This window comes from Pseudanabaena cinerea FACHB-1277, from assembly GCF_014696345.1.
In the GTDB taxonomy this organism is placed as follows: domain Bacteria; phylum Cyanobacteriota; class Cyanobacteriia; order Pseudanabaenales; family Pseudanabaenaceae; genus Pseudanabaena; species Pseudanabaena cinerea.
In genome coordinates this window covers 1-15,373 of sequence record NZ_JACJPY010000094.1, presented here as the reverse complement: position 1 = coordinate 15,373, position 15,373 = coordinate 1, and the positions used below count along the sequence as shown (strand labels likewise).

Genomic DNA, 15,373 nt, shown 5'->3' with positions numbered 1-15,373 from the left:
TATTGAAACTAGCTCCCAATAAGTTAACCTACTATCAACGAGGTAAGAGGGCTATGCAGCTTGTCACGGCTACGTTTTAGATGTCTTTGTCACCCCCTCAGGTACGGGGGACCATCAAAAAGTGTTTTAGAGCTAACTCAAGCCATTGGCAGTTTAGGTATTGATATTGATCTTGTTACAACAAATGCTAATGGTACAAACCAGTTGGACGTACCTTTATATACATGGATAGAGAAGAGAAACTATCGAATCCAATATTTTTCATACTGGAATATATTTGATTACAAATTTACTATGTCCTTAACTTATTGGCTGTTCAAAAACATTCAGAACTACGATATTGTGCATACTAATGCAATTTTTTCCTATCCAAATTTACCTGCTTATTGGGCGTGCCAAGTCAATCATATTCCCTATGTTGTTACCCCTAGAGGTATGTTAGAGCCTTGGGCTTTGGCTTATAAGGCATGGAAAAAGAATTTGTATTTTTCTTTGTTAGAAAAACCCGCACTAGAAAAAGCAAGTTGCATTCATATGTTGGCTTCTACGGAAGCAGAAAGAATTCAGCCACTTGGCTTGAAAATGCCCATAGAAGTTGTTCCCAATGGTATTCATCGCGAACAATTTAATATTGAGCATAATCCAGATATTTTTTACAAACAGTTCCCTGAAACTAGGAATAAAAAGCTAATTATTTTTTTAGGGCGGATTGATCCTAAGAAAGGATTAGATCTATTAGCGATCGCTTTTAAAGCAATTCACCAACAATTTCAGGATATGCACTTAGTCATAGCAGGCCCCGATAATGTGAGCTATGGAACAGTAATTAAGCAGCATTTGGAAGAATATCGGTGTTTAGATGCTGTGACTTTTACAGGAATTCTCACGGGTGAGCTTAAGTATGCTGCATTGGCGGCAGCCAGAATATATGTAGCTCCATCCTATTCGGAAGGGTTTAGTATGTCGGTTTTGGAAGGGATGGCGGCAGGGTTACCTTGTGTGATCACAACAGGCTGTAATTTTCCTGAAGCGGCGGAAGTCGCCAAGATTGTGGGTATAAATTCAGAAGAAATTATAGAAGCACTCGTAAATCTATTAAAGCATCCTGATCAGGCAAAAGAGATGGGCGATCGCGCTCGGCAGTTTATTTTAGAAAAATATACTTGGGAGCAAATTGCTGCCAGAATGAAGGCAATCTACAACAAGATTCTTAGCAGACAAGCTTAACTAATTTAAAGTATGAAGATATTAATAACAGGGGTGGCGGGTTTTATTGGTTATCATTTGGCAAAGCGGCTTCTTGCTGACAATCATCTCGTTTATGGTATCGATAACCTCAATGAATACTATGATGTGAGACTCAAGAACGATCGCCTTACTCAACTCAAAGAACATCCCAGTTTCATATTTCAAAGGCTAGATCTAAGCGAACGCTCTCCTATGTCTGATCTATTCAGCAACAATAAGTTTGATGTTGTTATTAACCTTGCTGCTCAGGCAGGAGTGCGCTATTCAATCGAAAATCCTCACACATACGTTGATAGTAATTTGACAGGATTTGTCAATCTATTAGAGGGTTGTCGTCATGGTAAAGTTAAGCACCTAGTATTTGCATCTTCTAGCTCAGTATATGGTGCAAACAAAAAAATTCCCTTTGCTGTTACCGATGATGTGAATCAGCCCATCTCTTTGTACGCTGCCACCAAAAAAGCTAACGAACTAATTGCCCATACTTATAGCCATTTGTATCAAATACCAACCACTGGACTAAGGTTTTTTACCGTTTATGGGCCTTGGGGCAGACCCGATATGGCCTATTTCAAATTTGTGAAGGCGATCGAGGATGGCAAGCCCATAGATGTCTATAACTTTGGCGAAATGCAACGGGACTTTACTTATATTGATGATGTCATTGAAGGGGTGGTGCGCGTGATCCAAAAGCCGCCTATTCCGAAGCAGAATGAAAATGAACTCATCTCGGCACCTTACAAGCTATACAATATCGGTAATAATCAACCCGTAACCTTGAAGAAGTTTATCGAAGTTATCGAAAAGAACCTAGGTAAAATCGCACAAAAAAACTTTTTGCCAATGCAACCAGGAGATGTGCCGACAACCTATGCAGATGTCGATGATCTGATCAAAGATGTTGGCTTTAAGCCCTGCACTTCTATTGAGGACGGAATCGCCAAATTTGTGGCATGGTATCTGGACTATTATAAATAGGCAAAGCTTACAGCCTGTTTAGCTATCAAGGGGTATAATTTTAGCCTGTAACGGTTGCGTGGACTATTCTACTGTGTCCCATATTGCCTCAACAGGCTGTAAGCGAAGTTGAGTCGTTGTGGCACTCTGCTATCTCCTCTAGAAATGCGGGTGCGATCGCTATTAGTTGATCAATTAGAAATGCTAGGCGAAGCTTTATTAGATTTTAGCGATATCAAGGAGCTAGAAAATTGGTTAGCAACAATATCGTATTAATCTGAAGATCGCTAATGATTAGCAAACATGGTTAGTGATCGCCCTCATCAAGAGTAACCAGATCAAGCAAACACTCAGAAGATATTCATTAGAAGAATCAAATCTGGTATTAAGCTATATTCTTGCAGGATCGAAGAGAATGTATCAAACTAAAATATCGCGATCGCCTAGGTCAAATCTACCGACCATGTATGACCTGCCCAGTGAGGATCAGGAGCAATCAGGCTTGCCAGACGAATTTCATGATTTTCAGCCAGAATTATTACGCTTGACCTTCTGCCCTCCCAATTATTCTAGTCAGGAAATATTTACGGGCAGTGACTTAAATCTTTATTACGACGATCGCCATACTAACTGGTATAAGCGTCCCGATTGGTTTGGTGTTGTCAATGTATCGCGGTTTTATGAAAATAGGGATTTGCGCTTAAGTTATGTGATTTGGCAAGAAGAAGTTACGCCCCTTGTGGTGGTGGAATTGATTTCACCAGGGACAGAGCAGGAAGACTTGGGACAGACATTGCGTGAGGTCAATCAGCCACCAACCAAGTGGCAAGTCTATGAGCAGATCTTACAAATTCCTTATTATTTTGTATTTAATCGCTATACGGAAGAGCTAAAAGCCTTTAGCTTAGTTGCCGATCGCTATCAACCTTTAGCGATCTCAGGTCAGGGTGTATGGCTAGAAGAAGCCCAGCTAGGCTTGGGACTCTGGCGCGGTGAATATCAAGGTTTTGATCGTTTGTGGTTGCGTTGGTACGATCGTGATGGTAACTGGATCTTAGCGCCAACAGAAATTGCTGAACAGGAGAGACAAATTGCCGCACAGGAGAGACAAATTGCCGCACAGGAACGTCAGAAAGTCACAGAACTTGAGGCATTGTTAGCTCTTTATCAAGAACGTTTTGGCGATTTAGGTAAGCGCTAGTATAGTTTTTTGTCTGGATTATTTTTGGATTATTTATGGTTGCCACAACTGTTAAGCTGATCGCTAAGCCTCTAACCCTAGAGCAGTTTCTGCAAATGCCAGAGACTGAACCAACTAGTGAATATATTGACAATGAGATCACTCAAAAAAATATGCCAAAAGGACGGCACAGTAGATTACAGGGCAAACTTTGCCAAGAAATTAATTTAGTCACAGAAGAGAAAAAAATTGCTTATGCTTTTCCAGAGTTACGTTGTACTTTTGGTAATCGTTCAATAGTCCCCGATATTGCTGTTTTTAAATGGCAAAATATTCCCTTTCTCGAAAATGGGGAAATTCCCGATCAATTCAATCTTGCCCCAGATTGGATAATAGAGATACTTTCGCCTGACCAAAATGCCAACAAAGTCATTGGTAAAATTCTGCATAGTCTCCAGCATGGGGCGCAATTTTAGATCCAGTTTTGTTAGAGCTAACTGCCGATGCAATCTTTGACTGGTTAAAAATGGGGAAATAAATGCAGAATCAGTCTATCTAACGGGAGACAAATTTTTATGAATACGCTAACAATCAGTCTGGATTCCGTCATAGAAATGAATGACGAGCAGTTCTTTCGGCTTTGTCAAAAAAATCGCGATCTTAGATTTGAGAGAAATGCTAAAGGAGATATTACGATCATGGCTCCCGCAGGTAGCGATACTGGAATGCGTAATTCTGACTTTAATGGTTATTTATGGAGTTGGAATCAGCGCAAAAAATTAGGTTTTACCTTTGACTCTTCTACAGGTTTCACATTACCTAATGGGGCAATGAGATCGCCTGATGCTGCGTGGATTGTAAAAGAAAGATGGGAAGCCCTCACCCCAGAACAACAGTCAAGATTTGCGCCGATCTGTCCCGATTTTGTGATGGAATTAATGTCACCTAGCGACAGTTTGAAAGTAACGCAGGCAAAAATGCAAGAATACCAAGAAAATGGCGCAAGATTGGGGTGGCTAATCAATCGAAAGGTGTGTGAGGTGGAGATTTATCGGATCGGGCAACCTGTAGAGGTTTTATATGCTCCCACCTCTCTCTCAGGCGAACAGGTACTCCCTGAATTTGTACTAGATTTAGAATTGATTTGGTGATCTAAGTTAGAGAGATTTTTGAAAGATATGCAAAAAATGAGTTAGAGGCGCAAAATGTACCAATTACGCACAAAGACTATAGATATTTCATGCTAGACCAAATCACACCTTTAATTCTTACCTATAACGAAGCAGCAAATATAGGTCGCACCTTGCAGCAATTGACTTGGGCAAAGCGGATAGTAGTGATCGATAGTTTCAGCGATGATGAGACTTTGGAGATTTTATCTAAGTGCGATCGCGTGCAGGTTTTGCAAAGAAAATTTGATACGTTTGCATCTCAATGTAACTTTGGTCTAGAAAGAATAACTTCTGAATGGGTTCTATCCCTAGATGCTGACTATCTTGTAACTGATAAACTTGCAGAAGAAATTCTAGGACTGTCGTTTAAACCAGAAGTAAATGCCTATAGAGCTAGGTTTAAGTACTGCGTTTTTGGTAAACCGTTGAGAGGAACTTTATTACCGCCAAGAACAGTTCTTTATCGAAGAGCTAGTGCGACTTATCAGGATGACGGACACGCTCACAGAGTTCAAATTATTGGAGAAACAGAAACATTAAATGGATACATCTACCATGACGATCGCAAGACTCTGAGTCGTTGGCTAAAATCTCAAGATCGCTATATGCAGATTGAATCTAAGAAGATTTTATTTACACCATATCATGAACTGGGGTTAGGCGATCGCATTCGTAAAGCTAAATATATTGCCCCTTTTATTATTTTGATCTACTGTCTAATTTTGAAAGGCGGCATCCTTGATGGTTGGCGCGGTTGGTATTACGCTTTTCAGAGAATGTTAGCGGAGATGCTCTTATCAATTTATCTGATTGAGTTAGATAACTCAATCACTACTACAGAAAAACTTTGAGCAGTTAGTAATCGGCAAGAACATAATTAATGTGGCTAACCGATGGACAAGGCTACCCGAAACCCGTAATAGTTGAACCAATTTATGAAAGGATCTTTACGGCGATTGGTGGCTCGGCATTCCCAAGCATCATGATCCCATGATCCGCCCCTTAACACGCGGTAGTGATTATCGCCGCCTAATTCCCAATTGCTGGCGATCGCAGGTCTGCCGAGATAGTCTTCATGCCAAGGATCGGCGCACCATTCCCAAACATTGCCATGCATATCATACAGCCCAAAGTCATTACAGGGGAAAGTGCCGACAGTGGTGGTTTGTCCGCGATATTTAATAGGATGATCGCAGTTATGCTGGTGTCTGGCATCGTAATTAGCAACGGTGATGCTGATCTCATTGCCAAAGTAATAACGGGTTTCCTTACCGCCGCGACAGGCATATTCCCATTCTGCCTCATTGGGCAGTCGATAATTCTTGGTGGTCAACCGCCTTAGTCTTCGGCAAAACTCAACTGCATCTAGCCAAGAAACATTTTCAACGGGGGCTAACTCATTTTTAAAGTGGGAGACATTTGGATTTAGGGGATGGTCAATTTGGGGCAGATTGGCGATCGCCTGCCATTGTTTTTGGGTAACAGGAAACTTGCCCATATAAAAGGATGACACTTTTACCTGTTGTTGAGGGCGTTCAGTAGCATAGCCCTTTTCCTTGTAAGACGTTCCCATCAAGAACTTGCCTTCAGGGATTCGCACGAGTTCAAGAAAGTTATCCACACCCAAATATTCAGCAATTACGACGGTGGGCAAGTTGCTCATTTCAGAATTTCCCCCTTAAGTTTGTAGGCTTGCTAGAGGTCTCTTTCGACTTTATATCTGCCTATCTTATTAGAAAGTCGAGCTTAAATCTAGATTCAAGTCCGACTTTCTAATAACACGCGAATAAAATGATCGCTATTCGGGTACGACTTGAATTTTAATTGTGGCAGTGACTTCGGCATGGAGCTTGATCGTAACATCAAAATTACCTGTGTGATTAATCTCAGGGATCGTGATATCGCGGTGGTCGATCTCTAGCATCGACTTGGCGGTGATCAACTGAGCAACTTCACGGTCAGTTACAGTGCCAAAAATCGCATTACCTTCACCGACTTTTTTCTTGATAATAAAGCCACCAATGGTTGAAAGCGCGACCTTACGGCTTTCTGCTTCTTGGCGGATGGCAATTAAGCGCTGGCGCTCTACCTCTTTGCGTCTTTCTACTTCTTTGACCACCCCAGTCGTTGCCCGAATTGCTAGACCTTGGGGGATGAGAAAGTTTTGGGCATAACCGGGGGCGACTGATACTAGATCGCCGAGTTTGCCTAATTTTGTAACGTTTTTGGTCAGCATGACCTGCAAATTACTCTTTGCCATGTGCTTTTGACTCTTGCTTGCTGGAAAATAAATCAGAATTGTGGATAACTATGGTCAAACAACGATGTTAGCTCTAATATTAAGTATATTAGGATTTGCGATTTTAACCAAGATTCCTAGTATAGCGAAAAACCATAGCGAAAAATCGGTTTTGTAGATTCTACAAAAAATTTGTAATGCAATTTTGGCAATTATCAAACCAATTATCAAAGTTTTCTCGATGCTTTTTGCCGCTTGTGGTGTTGACCACGACGGTGATCGCCTTGCCTAGCTGTGTCACCAATCAACCCCCAAAGCCCTTTAGCTCAGAAGCTTTACCCACAGAAGCGATCGCCGAAATTAGTGAGATTCGCAACTACCCTGTGCGGGTGCGCTACATTAATAGTGCATCCTATCGCCCTGCTACAGTTGGCGTGCCACTTAAGGTAAGCGAAAGTGTTGCCACCGAAGCAAATTCTAGCGCTCAGATCAATCTTCGCAATGGCGCTATTGTCCGTATTGGTGGCATGGCTAATGTGACAATCAAGCCGCAAAATCAGGTGGCGATTAGTGCTGGCACTTTAGTGGCTTGGGCTGATGGTGAACGAAAAGCGATCGCCCAAATTTTAGCGCCATTTGGTGAAGTATCTAGCAATGGAGGTACTATTTATATTGAGATACCTGCCAAGGCTGCTGATGAAAGTAGGGTGATCGCCCTTGACGGTAAGGTGACAGTACTATTAAAAGCCTCAGCAAAGGTTATTAGTTTAAATCAAGGGGATGAGATCCGCATTAAGGCAAATGGTAGCACTACAGAACCAAAGCGTATTGATAAAGAAACTATTGATAAACGCATTGCTAATAATAGTTTGCTATTTGGTTTTAGCAATCAATTGGCGAGTATATCTAGAATATCAACCGAATTTGGGGTGCAAAACCTAGTTAAAGAAGCGAATAAGATTGAGTTTCGCCGTACTGATTTACCTAGCCGCCCCAATAGTAATACGAATACGGCAGCCAACAATGCTGATCGCCCCGCCGAACAACCAACTGCCAGCAGTCGATTTAATGATAGCGATCGCCGTGACGCGCCTGCCCCAGAAACTGCACGTCAAAATGATCCCCCTGCGGCAGCAAATGTGCCACCAGCGCCTCAGCAACCTGCATCGCCAAATTCGCCGCCAGTTACTCCTGTTGAGCCTGCTCCAGTTACTAGTAGCCCTGAGCCAATCGCCCAACCAGTTGAGCCACCACCAGCACAGCCTGCACCTATTGATCCGCCACCTGCACCTGTCCAACCAGAGGTTCCTGCGCCTGCACCTGCACCTAAACCATAGATTGTCATAAATTGCTGTGACGATCGCCAACTCTTGTGTTAACATCTGACCCTTAAAAGGTCAAAGGACAAGATTTCCAAATAGTGGCTAGTAATGGTGGTTATGATGTTGGCGCTATACGAAGAGGGCAAGATGCAAGTAGGCAAGAAAACAAAATTGCGCTATACCCCACGGCAATTTTGGCAAGCGATCGCCACAACCAGCTTGACAAGCTGTGTGATGTTCTTGAGTACAGCCTTAAATTCTTCCTTGGCGGAGTCTTTTGCATATCCGATTGTTACCGATCAATCACAAAATCATCTCAAAATTGCGCGTACTAATGCAATTGATGATGGTAGCCGCATTAGTGCCACCCTCATTGATAGTCGAGACAGACTGTGGATTGGTACTTGGCAAGGTTTAAAGCAGATCGATCCACGCACTGGGACGGCGATCGCCAATGTATCCCTGCCTAACTCAACGGTTACGGCGATTTTAGAAGACCGCAGGGGCTATTTTTGGATTGGCACAACCTCTGGTTTATATCAAATTCAACCGAGTTCGGGCAAGATTGAAAATTTTGTCATTCAACTTGCCTCTAGCCGCATTCTTAGTTTGGGCATGGATCGGGCAGGTTTTATTTGGGTCGGCACGGATCAAGGCTTGACCCGCATCAGCCCCTACAACGGCGAAACCTATGCCAAAATGCACAATCTGCAAGGTACGGCTGCTAATGTGATGCAGTTTGATGGTGCGGGCAATCTTTGGGTGGGAACTTTGAGTGGATTGGTCAAAATTGACCCAGGCACTGCCAAAATTTTGGCGCGGGTTCCCTTTGTCTCTGGGCAAATTGTGCAGGCGATCGCCATTGAGCCTTCAGGTAAAATTTGGGCTGGCACGCCCCGTAATGTAATCGAGATTAATCCTAAGACTAATAAAGCGATCGCCAGAATCAATGATGTAACAGGGCGCGACATTCTGGCCTTAGCCACCGATAAAAATGGGGAGCTATGGATCGGCACAAGTGAGGGTTTAGTTTTGGCGAATACTTACAATGGCGCGATCAAAGCCAGAGTTTATAATCTGCCTAGCAATCTGGTGTTGAATTTATTAATACGCGATCGACAGGTATGGATTGGCACAGAGTCTGGACTGGGCAAAATCAATGCGGCTCTCAAAAAGACCGAGATTCCCAATGCCAATGCGGCAGTGGTTTATAGCGCTGAGCGCTAATTGCATAGCGCTCAGCGCTAATTGCTAAGGGCGGCGCTTTGCACCGCTTTTGACAATTGCTTTTGACAATTAATTTGCACATAGCCCATTAAAGCGATCGACTAGCTCAGATTCCTTAACGGCGACTGCTTGCAAATCTTGTTTGGCTTTATCTAGAGATGCCTTATCCTTTGCTTCTAATGCCTTCGCTTGTGCCTTAATCGCTTGGGATGCTTCATCATAGACTGCCACTAACAAATCCTGTATCCCCTTAATATTTTGATCTTGAATAGCGATCGCCTGGATAGCGATCCGCGATTGATCAATATTGGTGGCAACTGTATTTAAACCCGCGAGATCAGTGGGTAAGGAAGCATCTTTAAACTTGCTGACGACTGTAACGATTTTGTTACATTGGCTAACTTTACTTTCCCCACAGGCATATAAACTCAGACTAAGGATTAAACCGATGGCGCTAAGCATTACATAGCGCCCCCGTAGGGCAGTTAATCGCCATGAAAGTTGCTCGTGGTAGTTGGAGTTTGAGGTGAATATTGATTTAAGTTGCATTATGCGGCTGTCAATGATTTAAATGCAGGTGTCCAAAAATTCTAGAATGTTTTAGTTACCTAATTTTAGTAAAGAGATTTACCTTATGTCCGATAATCGCCGCAGTCGTGCTATCACCGAAGGCGTTCAGCGATCGCCAAACCGTGCCATGTTACGCGCCGTAGGCTTCCAAGATCATGATTTTACAAAACCAATTGTGGGCGTGGCAAGCGCCCACAGCACGATTACCCCTTGCAATATGGGGATTGCGCCCCTAGCGGTATGTGCTGAGGCTGGAATTCGTGCCGCCAATGGGATGCCCCAAATGTTCGGGACGATCACCATTAGCGATGGCATTTCTATGGGGACGGAGGGAATGAAATATTCCCTAGTGTCCCGTGATGTAATTGCCGACTCGATCGAAACTGCCTGCACGGGGCAGAGCATGGATGGGGTACTGGCGATCGGTGGTTGCGATAAGAATATGCCAGGGGCGATGATCGCGATGGCAAGGATGAACATTCCTGCGGTATTTATCTATGGCGGTACGATTGAGCCGGGGCATTTAGAGGGCGAAGACTTGACTGTGGTCAGTGCCTTTGAAGCAGTTGGGCAGTACAGCGCTGGCAGAATTGACGAAGTAAGATTGATGTCGGTTGAGCGCAATGCCTGTCCTGGGGCTGGCTCTTGTGGAGGGATGTACACGGCTAATACCATGTCTTCCGCCTTTGAAGCGATGGGTATGAGTCCCATTTACTCTTCTACGATGTCGGCGATCGCCCCCGAAAAAGCCGCAAACACCGAATTAGCTGGCAAGATCCTCGTTAATGCCATTCGCAATAATATCTGTCCTCGCGATATCATCACCCGCAAATCCATTGAGAATGCCATCTCTGTCGTTATGGCGGTGGGCGGCTCCACCAATGCGGTGCTGCATTTCTTGGCGATCGCCCATTCCGCAGGCGTGGAATGGCAGCTTGATGACTTTGAGCGCATCCGTCAGCGCGTACCTGTACTCTGTGACCTGAAGCCATCGGGTCGCTATGTCGCCACCGATCTGCATAAAGCTGGGGGCATTCCGCAAGTAATGAAAATGTTGTTAGTCCACGGACTGCTTCATGGTGACTGCATTACGGTCACTGGGCAAACCATTGAAGAAGTTCTCAAGGATATTCCTGCGGAACCCCGCGCCGATCAAGATGTGATCCGTCCTTGGGATCGTCCGATGTATCAGCAAGGACACCTCGCCATCCTCAAGGGTAATCTGGCTGAAGAAGGTGCTGTCGCCAAGATTTCTGGGGTCAAAAATCCGATCATTACAGGCCCTGCCCGTGTCTTTGAATCGGAAGAGGATTCTTTAGCAGCAATTCTTGCCAATAAAATTAATCCTGGGGATATTCTAGTAATTCGTTACGAAGGTCCTAAGGGTGGTCCAGGAATGCGAGAAATGCTGGCTCCTACTAGCGCCATTATTGGTGCAGGTCTGGGAGATTCCGTTGGCTTGATCACCGATGGACGCTTCTCTGGCGGTACTTATGGCATGGTGGTTGGTCATGTGGCTCCCGAAGCTTTTGTCGGTGGTACGATCGCCCTAGTTCAAGAAGGTGACTCGATCACCATTGATGCCCATCAACGCTTAATCCAGCTTAATGTTAGCGATGAGGAACTGGCGGTTCGCCGTGCTAATTGGCAAGCTCCTCAACCGCGTTATACCAAGGGGGTGTTAGGAAAATACGCCACATTGGTTTCCACTAGCAGTAAAGGTGCAGTCACTGATTTAGATCTATTCAAATAAAAAAGTAGCGGCGCGAAGCGCCGCTACTTTTTTATTTGTTGTCAAAATGATTTAGGGCTTCGGCAAAATCTTTTACACCGCGAAACTGGCGATAGACCGAGGCAAAACGCACATAGGCAACCTCATTAATGTCCTGTAAATATTGCAGTACCATTTCCCCAATTTCTACGCTCGTCACTTGATGGCGATCGCGTACTTGCAACTGTGCCTCAATTTCATCAATAATCGCTTCTAACTGGGTTTGGCTCACCCCAGTTTTTTCACAAGCCCGCACCATCCCCCGCAATAGCTTAGAGCGATCAAAGGATTCACTGGCTCCATCTCGCTTGAGAATTGTAATTGGCACAAATTCAATGCGCTCGTATGTGGTGAAGCGGCGCTGACAATTCAGACATTCACGTCTGCGCCTGATGCTAGAGCCTGCTTCTGCCGATCGCGATTCGAGAACACGGCTATCGGGATGCTGACAATAGGGACAGAGCATGAGATATCTCAGATATGTTGTACGCTAATTGTATGGCTATTTGTCTGGCTTTGCCAAGCACTATGAATGAAAGTAACGCCTAGCCTAAGAAATGGTAGGGCGGTAACGGTTGGCTCCATGCAATTTGCCAATGGGAATGCTGGTCTTGCCATGATTGCGAGGCGATCTGTAATGCCTGAGAATGCGATCGCGGCAATAGCAAATAGACTCGGATATCCTCTGTGCCTTTGGTCTCAACGGTTTGATACTGCAATTGGTATGCAGGTGCAGCAAGTTTTAAATGGGCGGACAAAATTTGCAAATATTCTAATATTTCCTGTTGTAATTGCGATTGCCATTGTTCCTGTTGCAAATATTGCGATCGCTTGGCAAGCAGATAGTCTCTCCCCTTAAGATTAGAATCAGCTTCTATTTTGGGCGCGATCGCAGTGCCTGTTACCAAAAACTCAGCATAACCATCGAGGCGAGCGAGACTAGCTAAAAGGTTATCTTTTTCTGTTTCTAAATAATTTTCTAAAGCTGCAATCGAAACAAAGGCAGTGCCAAAGCGCAAAGGTAACAAAGTCCGTTGCTCAAATAATTCACACACTAGGCGATCGTGATGGATGATTGCTTGCATTAACTCCTGCTCTGGCAATAGATTCAAACCTTCAATATCCACATCTGGTTCAATCATAGCAACCAAGCGATCGCGTGATAAATATTGAATCGGCTTACCATTTATCCCCAACGGTGTAGCCTCTGGCAATGGCGCAAGCAAAATCGCAAAGGTATATAGCATTATCTCTTGAGCTTAACTTGTTTAGGAACCTTAATAGTATGAGTTTTATGGAAATCGTCCTGCACCTTTGCGGTTAGACTTTTAGAAACTCGCTGCACCACAAAACCCAGCACACTATCGCCTGTTTTCTGGAGAATATCCGCCGAAATCCTTTGAATAAAATTGGGAAATTGGAGAGACACCGTTAGATGTAAGTCCCATTCAACGCTAGTAATTACAAGATTCTGCTGCCCTAGCTGCAATTCCTTTAACGATTCTAAAGGTTGTTCTTTGAGGCGCATCTCCGCTTGAAAGTCAACCTCATAGCCCTGTGGCGGCTGATTAGGAATTGGAATTGTGGTAATCCGATATACAAAATTTTCATCAGGCGGTAACAGATTTAGCCCCACTCGCGCATCAACTTGAAAACCCATTGCCCCGACCTTGCCCACGCCCATCGCATAGCCCGTCTCGCCAATGGGGTCGGCCTTAAAGGGATGAGCGCAACGCCGAAACCACCCCTGATGAGCATCAAGATATTTCATCACCGTAACCTGATCGGCGAGTAAGTCCATGTAGCCAACATAGTGATTGTGAAATGAGTTGCTATAACCACTACTGGGCTTAATATCGGGTTGAATATTTTGCCTTAAGGTCTCTATCGGCTCTGGCGAATCATCTTCAGGATCAACTAAATTTACGGATGCGTCATCATCGTTGCCATAGGCAGACAGCATAGCAGCTTCTTGGGCTGAGCTTAGTAAAAAATCTGAATCATTTTCCCCCAATATTTCTTGATCGATTTCTTGATCATCAGGCGATCGCATTGGTTCTTGCTGCATGACAAATATCCTAAAAACTGCGGTTAGATTTGTGAGTCAAGTCTAGCCTGCTTCACATTTGGTTTAACATTTGATTTATCAAAAAACTGAGTTTAAAAAACCCGTTGCTATCTATTTTTTTCAGTGTAGCAAATTTTGGATGTTGCTGTAGCCCTAAATAGCGATCGCCAGTCAAGCTTAAAATGCTAACCTAGTAACAGTTTTACATTTGTTAATACTTATTTAGAATGATAGGGTAATTGGCTATTAACAAATAAACTTCAAAATATTGAGTGAATGAATGGAATGCCCACTGATAGCCAGTATGGAGAGTTTGCAGATGAAAGGTGATTATGATTCTATGTCTAAGGCTGAACTGAAGCAATATTTTCGGAAACATCGCGGCGATCGTGCTGCTTTTCAGGCTTATTTGGATCGTCTTAATCAGCGTTCTCTCAGGGTTATTGCTAGTCCTAGCGATCCTAATTTCGATCAAAAAGTGCAAGCGGCTATTCGAGAAAGATTGGAATCACGAACTAAAGTTTCTTTGGAATTGAAGGATAAGGCTTAGTCGATTTGTAACTGGTACTGATAACTAGTGATCGCCTCTCACCAAACCTAATCTAAACAGCAAAACAAGCGATCGCTCTTGCTTGAGGATGCTGATTATGATGGTCGTTCGCTGTCAATGTTACAGAAAAATGCGGTTGCTCTCAATCAAAAAGTTGAGATTAAGTTTTCAGCGATCGCTTCTTGAGATGAGTTTGGTGTAATCGCTGCTTTTTCAGTAAAATAAGGGCGATCACTTGTCAAAATTTTACAGCTTTAGGCTATACTTAGGCTATACATTTTTGCAATAATAATTATCAAAAGTTATGCTGGTCAAAGTCCAGAAATGGGGTAATAGTCAGGGGATTAGACTCAGTAAAGAGGTTTTAGCTGAGGCTAATATTTTGGTTGGTGACACACTAGAGATTATCACCACTAAGGAGCATATTGTGATCAAACCTGTTCGGGAAATTCGATGTAAATACGATCTAAAAGATCTAGTTTCCAAAATTCCTTCTAACTATAAGGTTCAAGAAGAGGATTGGGGATCGCCTGTAGGTTTGGAAGTTTGGTAAATGGCTAGTTATATTCCCAAAAAGGGCGATTTGATTATCCTCACTTTCGATCCGCAGTCTGGGCATGAGCAGAAAGGGCGGCGACCTGCTTTAGTGGTGAGTAATACGCTGTTTAATCAGCATATGGGTTTGGCGATTGTCTGTCCGATTACAAATACTAAGCGTGATTTTCCTTTTCATGTGGCGATCGCTAGTAGTAAAACTCTAACTGGCTATGTGATGGTGGAGCAAGTGAAGTCTATCGATTACAAGTCAAGAAAGGTGAAGTTGATAGAGGTTGCTGCGGATGAGCTTTTGGCTGAAGTTTTGAGCATTTTAGATGCTTGTATTTACTAAATGTCGCCTCTCGTCAAACAAACCCAAACAAAACCCAATAATCGCGTTGGTACTAAACAATCGGCGATCGCGAATTGCTGGCAGTGGTTCCGCCAAGTGAGGATACGAAAGGTATATATGGAGTCAGTCAGAAGACATATTGAATAGAAAACAACTGTGCCCAAGAAAGTCCCACTTCGA

General features: G+C 43.6%; 20 protein-coding genes. 14 read left to right on the top strand and 6 right to left on the bottom strand.

Going from position 1 to position 15,373, the window contains the following annotated elements:
- Nucleotides 1-60: 60 nt before the first annotated feature.
- The 7 genes from H6F44_RS19555 to H6F44_RS19525 all read left to right on the top strand — a co-directional run bounded on the left by H6F44_RS19555 (nt 61) and on the right by H6F44_RS19525 (nt 5,408).
- Nucleotides 61-1,227 carry a glycosyltransferase gene (locus H6F44_RS19555; protein WP_190352702.1) on the top strand — a complete coding sequence of 389 codons (1,167 nt, stop codon included), beginning with the start codon at nt 61-63 and terminating at the stop codon, nt 1,225-1,227.
- Nucleotides 1,228-1,239: 12 nt separating this feature from the next.
- Nucleotides 1,240-2,226: an NAD-dependent epimerase gene (locus H6F44_RS19550; protein WP_190352701.1), complete on the top strand. Its 987-nt coding sequence runs from the start codon at nt 1,240-1,242 to the stop codon at nt 2,224-2,226.
- A gap of 108 nt (nt 2,227-2,334) precedes the next feature.
- On the top strand, nt 2,335-2,481 hold the full coding sequence (locus tag H6F44_RS19545) for a DUF4351 domain-containing protein (protein WP_242016668.1): 147 nt from the start codon (nt 2,335-2,337) through the stop codon (nt 2,479-2,481).
- A gap of 139 nt (nt 2,482-2,620) precedes the next feature.
- Nucleotides 2,621-3,406: a Uma2 family endonuclease gene (locus H6F44_RS19540; RefSeq protein ID WP_190352700.1), complete on the top strand. Its 786-nt coding sequence runs from the start codon at nt 2,621-2,623 to the stop codon at nt 3,404-3,406.
- A gap of 35 nt (nt 3,407-3,441) precedes the next feature.
- A complete protein-coding gene (locus tag H6F44_RS19535) occupies nt 3,442-3,861 on the top strand; it encodes a Uma2 family endonuclease (RefSeq protein ID WP_322096264.1) in 420 nt (139 codons plus the stop codon).
- A 99-nt stretch (nt 3,862-3,960) separates the two neighbouring features.
- On the top strand, nt 3,961-4,536 hold the full coding sequence (locus tag H6F44_RS19530; RefSeq protein WP_190352699.1) for a Uma2 family endonuclease: 576 nt from the start codon (nt 3,961-3,963) through the stop codon (nt 4,534-4,536).
- A gap of 89 nt (nt 4,537-4,625) precedes the next feature.
- The gene (locus H6F44_RS19525) at nt 4,626-5,408 is read left to right on the top strand and encodes a glycosyltransferase family 2 protein (protein ID WP_190352698.1); all 783 of its coding nucleotides are present in this window, start codon (nt 4,626-4,628) and stop codon (nt 5,406-5,408) included.
- Between the two features lie 35 nt (nt 5,409-5,443).
- Here the strand turns inward: H6F44_RS19525 and H6F44_RS19520 are convergent, their stop codons facing one another.
- Nucleotides 5,444-6,220 (bottom strand): formylglycine-generating enzyme family protein, encoded by a 777-nt coding sequence (locus H6F44_RS19520; RefSeq protein ID WP_190352697.1) that lies wholly within the window; start codon nt 6,218-6,220, stop codon nt 5,444-5,446.
- Nucleotides 6,221-6,355: 135 nt separating this feature from the next.
- Entirely contained in the window at nt 6,356-6,817 is a 462-nt protein-coding gene (rplI, locus tag H6F44_RS19515; protein WP_190352696.1) for a 50S ribosomal protein L9, read from the bottom strand.
- Between the two features lie 176 nt (nt 6,818-6,993).
- Between rplI and H6F44_RS19510 the strand changes: the two genes are divergently transcribed.
- Both H6F44_RS19510 and H6F44_RS19505 read left to right on the top strand, forming a co-directional pair.
- Nucleotides 6,994-8,133, top strand: coding sequence for a FecR family protein (locus H6F44_RS19510; protein ID WP_190352695.1), 1,140 nt, complete (start codon nt 6,994-6,996; stop codon nt 8,131-8,133).
- 93 nt (nt 8,134-8,226) lie between these two features.
- The gene (locus H6F44_RS19505; protein ID WP_242016667.1) at nt 8,227-9,345 is read left to right on the top strand and encodes a ligand-binding sensor domain-containing protein; all 1,119 of its coding nucleotides are present in this window, start codon (nt 8,227-8,229) and stop codon (nt 9,343-9,345) included.
- A gap of 69 nt (nt 9,346-9,414) precedes the next feature.
- Here the strand turns inward: H6F44_RS19505 and H6F44_RS19500 are convergent, their stop codons facing one another.
- The gene (locus H6F44_RS19500) at nt 9,415-9,894 is read right to left on the bottom strand and encodes a hypothetical protein (protein ID WP_190352694.1); all 480 of its coding nucleotides are present in this window, start codon (nt 9,892-9,894) and stop codon (nt 9,415-9,417) included.
- 85 nt (nt 9,895-9,979) lie between these two features.
- Here H6F44_RS19500 and ilvD point away from each other — a divergent pair, with 85 nt between their 5' ends.
- On the top strand, nt 9,980-11,668 hold the full coding sequence (ilvD, locus tag H6F44_RS19495; protein WP_190352693.1) for a dihydroxy-acid dehydratase: 1,689 nt from the start codon (nt 9,980-9,982) through the stop codon (nt 11,666-11,668).
- Between the two features lie 31 nt (nt 11,669-11,699).
- On the opposite strand, the gene nrdR is transcribed toward ilvD, so the two are convergent.
- The 3 genes from nrdR to H6F44_RS19480 all read right to left on the bottom strand — a co-directional run bounded on the left by nrdR (nt 11,700) and on the right by H6F44_RS19480 (nt 13,754).
- Nucleotides 11,700-12,152, bottom strand: a complete 453-nt coding sequence (nrdR, locus tag H6F44_RS19490; RefSeq protein WP_190352692.1) for a transcriptional regulator NrdR — start codon at nt 12,150-12,152, stop codon at nt 11,700-11,702.
- Between the two features lie 79 nt (nt 12,153-12,231).
- Nucleotides 12,232-12,933: a GvpL/GvpF family gas vesicle protein gene (locus H6F44_RS19485; RefSeq protein WP_190352691.1), complete on the bottom strand. Its 702-nt coding sequence runs from the start codon at nt 12,931-12,933 to the stop codon at nt 12,232-12,234.
- On the bottom strand, nt 12,933-13,754 hold the full coding sequence (locus H6F44_RS19480) for a DUF1997 domain-containing protein (RefSeq protein ID WP_190352690.1): 822 nt from the start codon (nt 13,752-13,754) through the stop codon (nt 12,933-12,935). The genes H6F44_RS19485 and H6F44_RS19480 overlap by 1 nt, the downstream gene beginning before the upstream one ends.
- Before the next feature lie 280 nt (nt 13,755-14,034).
- Between H6F44_RS19480 and H6F44_RS19475 the strand changes: the two genes are divergently transcribed.
- From H6F44_RS19475 to H6F44_RS19460, 4 genes are all read left to right on the top strand, one after another.
- Complete coding sequence (locus H6F44_RS19475; protein WP_242016666.1) at nt 14,035-14,304, top strand: DUF6887 family protein; 270 nt, start codon at nt 14,035-14,037, stop codon at nt 14,302-14,304.
- 304 nt (nt 14,305-14,608) lie between these two features.
- Nucleotides 14,609-14,857 carry an AbrB/MazE/SpoVT family DNA-binding domain-containing protein gene (locus H6F44_RS19470; RefSeq protein ID WP_190352689.1) on the top strand — a complete coding sequence of 83 codons (249 nt, stop codon included), beginning with the start codon at nt 14,609-14,611 and terminating at the stop codon, nt 14,855-14,857.
- Nucleotides 14,858-15,193 carry a type II toxin-antitoxin system PemK/MazF family toxin gene (locus tag H6F44_RS19465; protein WP_190352688.1) on the top strand — a complete coding sequence of 112 codons (336 nt, stop codon included), beginning with the start codon at nt 14,858-14,860 and terminating at the stop codon, nt 15,191-15,193.
- A complete protein-coding gene (locus H6F44_RS19460) occupies nt 15,194-15,340 on the top strand; it encodes a hypothetical protein (protein ID WP_190352687.1) in 147 nt (48 codons plus the stop codon).
- Nucleotides 15,341-15,373 lie beyond the last annotated feature (33 nt).

What these genes read in the sequence shown, in the direction of transcription:
- H6F44_RS19505 (WP_242016667.1), top strand. Translation starts at nt 8,227, where the DNA reads ATGGTGGTTATGATGTTGGCGCTATACGAAGAGGGCAAGATGCAAGTA.
- H6F44_RS19465 (WP_190352688.1), top strand. Translation starts at nt 14,858, where the DNA reads ATGGCTAGTTATATTCCCAAAAAGGGCGATTTGATTATCCTCACTTTC.
- H6F44_RS19475 (WP_242016666.1), top strand. Translation starts at nt 14,035, where the DNA reads ATGGAATGCCCACTGATAGCCAGTATGGAGAGTTTGCAGATGAAAGGT.
- H6F44_RS19530 (WP_190352699.1), top strand. Translation starts at nt 3,961, where the DNA reads ATGAATACGCTAACAATCAGTCTGGATTCCGTCATAGAAATGAATGAC.
- H6F44_RS19485 (WP_190352691.1), bottom strand. Translation starts at nt 12,933, where the DNA reads ATGCTATATACCTTTGCGATTTTGCTTGCGCCATTGCCAGAGGCTACA.
- H6F44_RS19520 (WP_190352697.1), bottom strand. Translation starts at nt 6,220, where the DNA reads ATGAGCAACTTGCCCACCGTCGTAATTGCTGAATATTTGGGTGTGGAT.
- H6F44_RS19510 (WP_190352695.1), top strand. Translation starts at nt 6,994, where the DNA reads ATGCAATTTTGGCAATTATCAAACCAATTATCAAAGTTTTCTCGATGC.
- nrdR (WP_190352692.1), bottom strand. Translation starts at nt 12,152, where the DNA reads ATGCTCTGTCCCTATTGTCAGCATCCCGATAGCCGTGTTCTCGAATCG.
- H6F44_RS19460 (WP_190352687.1), top strand. Translation starts at nt 15,194, where the DNA reads ATGTCGCCTCTCGTCAAACAAACCCAAACAAAACCCAATAATCGCGTT.
- ilvD (WP_190352693.1), top strand. Translation starts at nt 9,980, where the DNA reads ATGTCCGATAATCGCCGCAGTCGTGCTATCACCGAAGGCGTTCAGCGA.
- H6F44_RS19550 (WP_190352701.1), top strand. Translation starts at nt 1,240, where the DNA reads ATGAAGATATTAATAACAGGGGTGGCGGGTTTTATTGGTTATCATTTG.
- H6F44_RS19500 (WP_190352694.1), bottom strand. Translation starts at nt 9,894, where the DNA reads ATGCAACTTAAATCAATATTCACCTCAAACTCCAACTACCACGAGCAA.
- rplI (WP_190352696.1), bottom strand. Translation starts at nt 6,817, where the DNA reads ATGGCAAAGAGTAATTTGCAGGTCATGCTGACCAAAAACGTTACAAAA.
- H6F44_RS19480 (WP_190352690.1), bottom strand. Translation starts at nt 13,754, where the DNA reads ATGCAGCAAGAACCAATGCGATCGCCTGATGATCAAGAAATCGATCAA.
- H6F44_RS19535 (WP_322096264.1), top strand. Translation starts at nt 3,442, where the DNA reads ATGGTTGCCACAACTGTTAAGCTGATCGCTAAGCCTCTAACCCTAGAG.
- H6F44_RS19470 (WP_190352689.1), top strand. Translation starts at nt 14,609, where the DNA reads ATGCTGGTCAAAGTCCAGAAATGGGGTAATAGTCAGGGGATTAGACTC.
- H6F44_RS19525 (WP_190352698.1), top strand. Translation starts at nt 4,626, where the DNA reads ATGCTAGACCAAATCACACCTTTAATTCTTACCTATAACGAAGCAGCA.
- H6F44_RS19540 (WP_190352700.1), top strand. Translation starts at nt 2,621, where the DNA reads ATGTATCAAACTAAAATATCGCGATCGCCTAGGTCAAATCTACCGACC.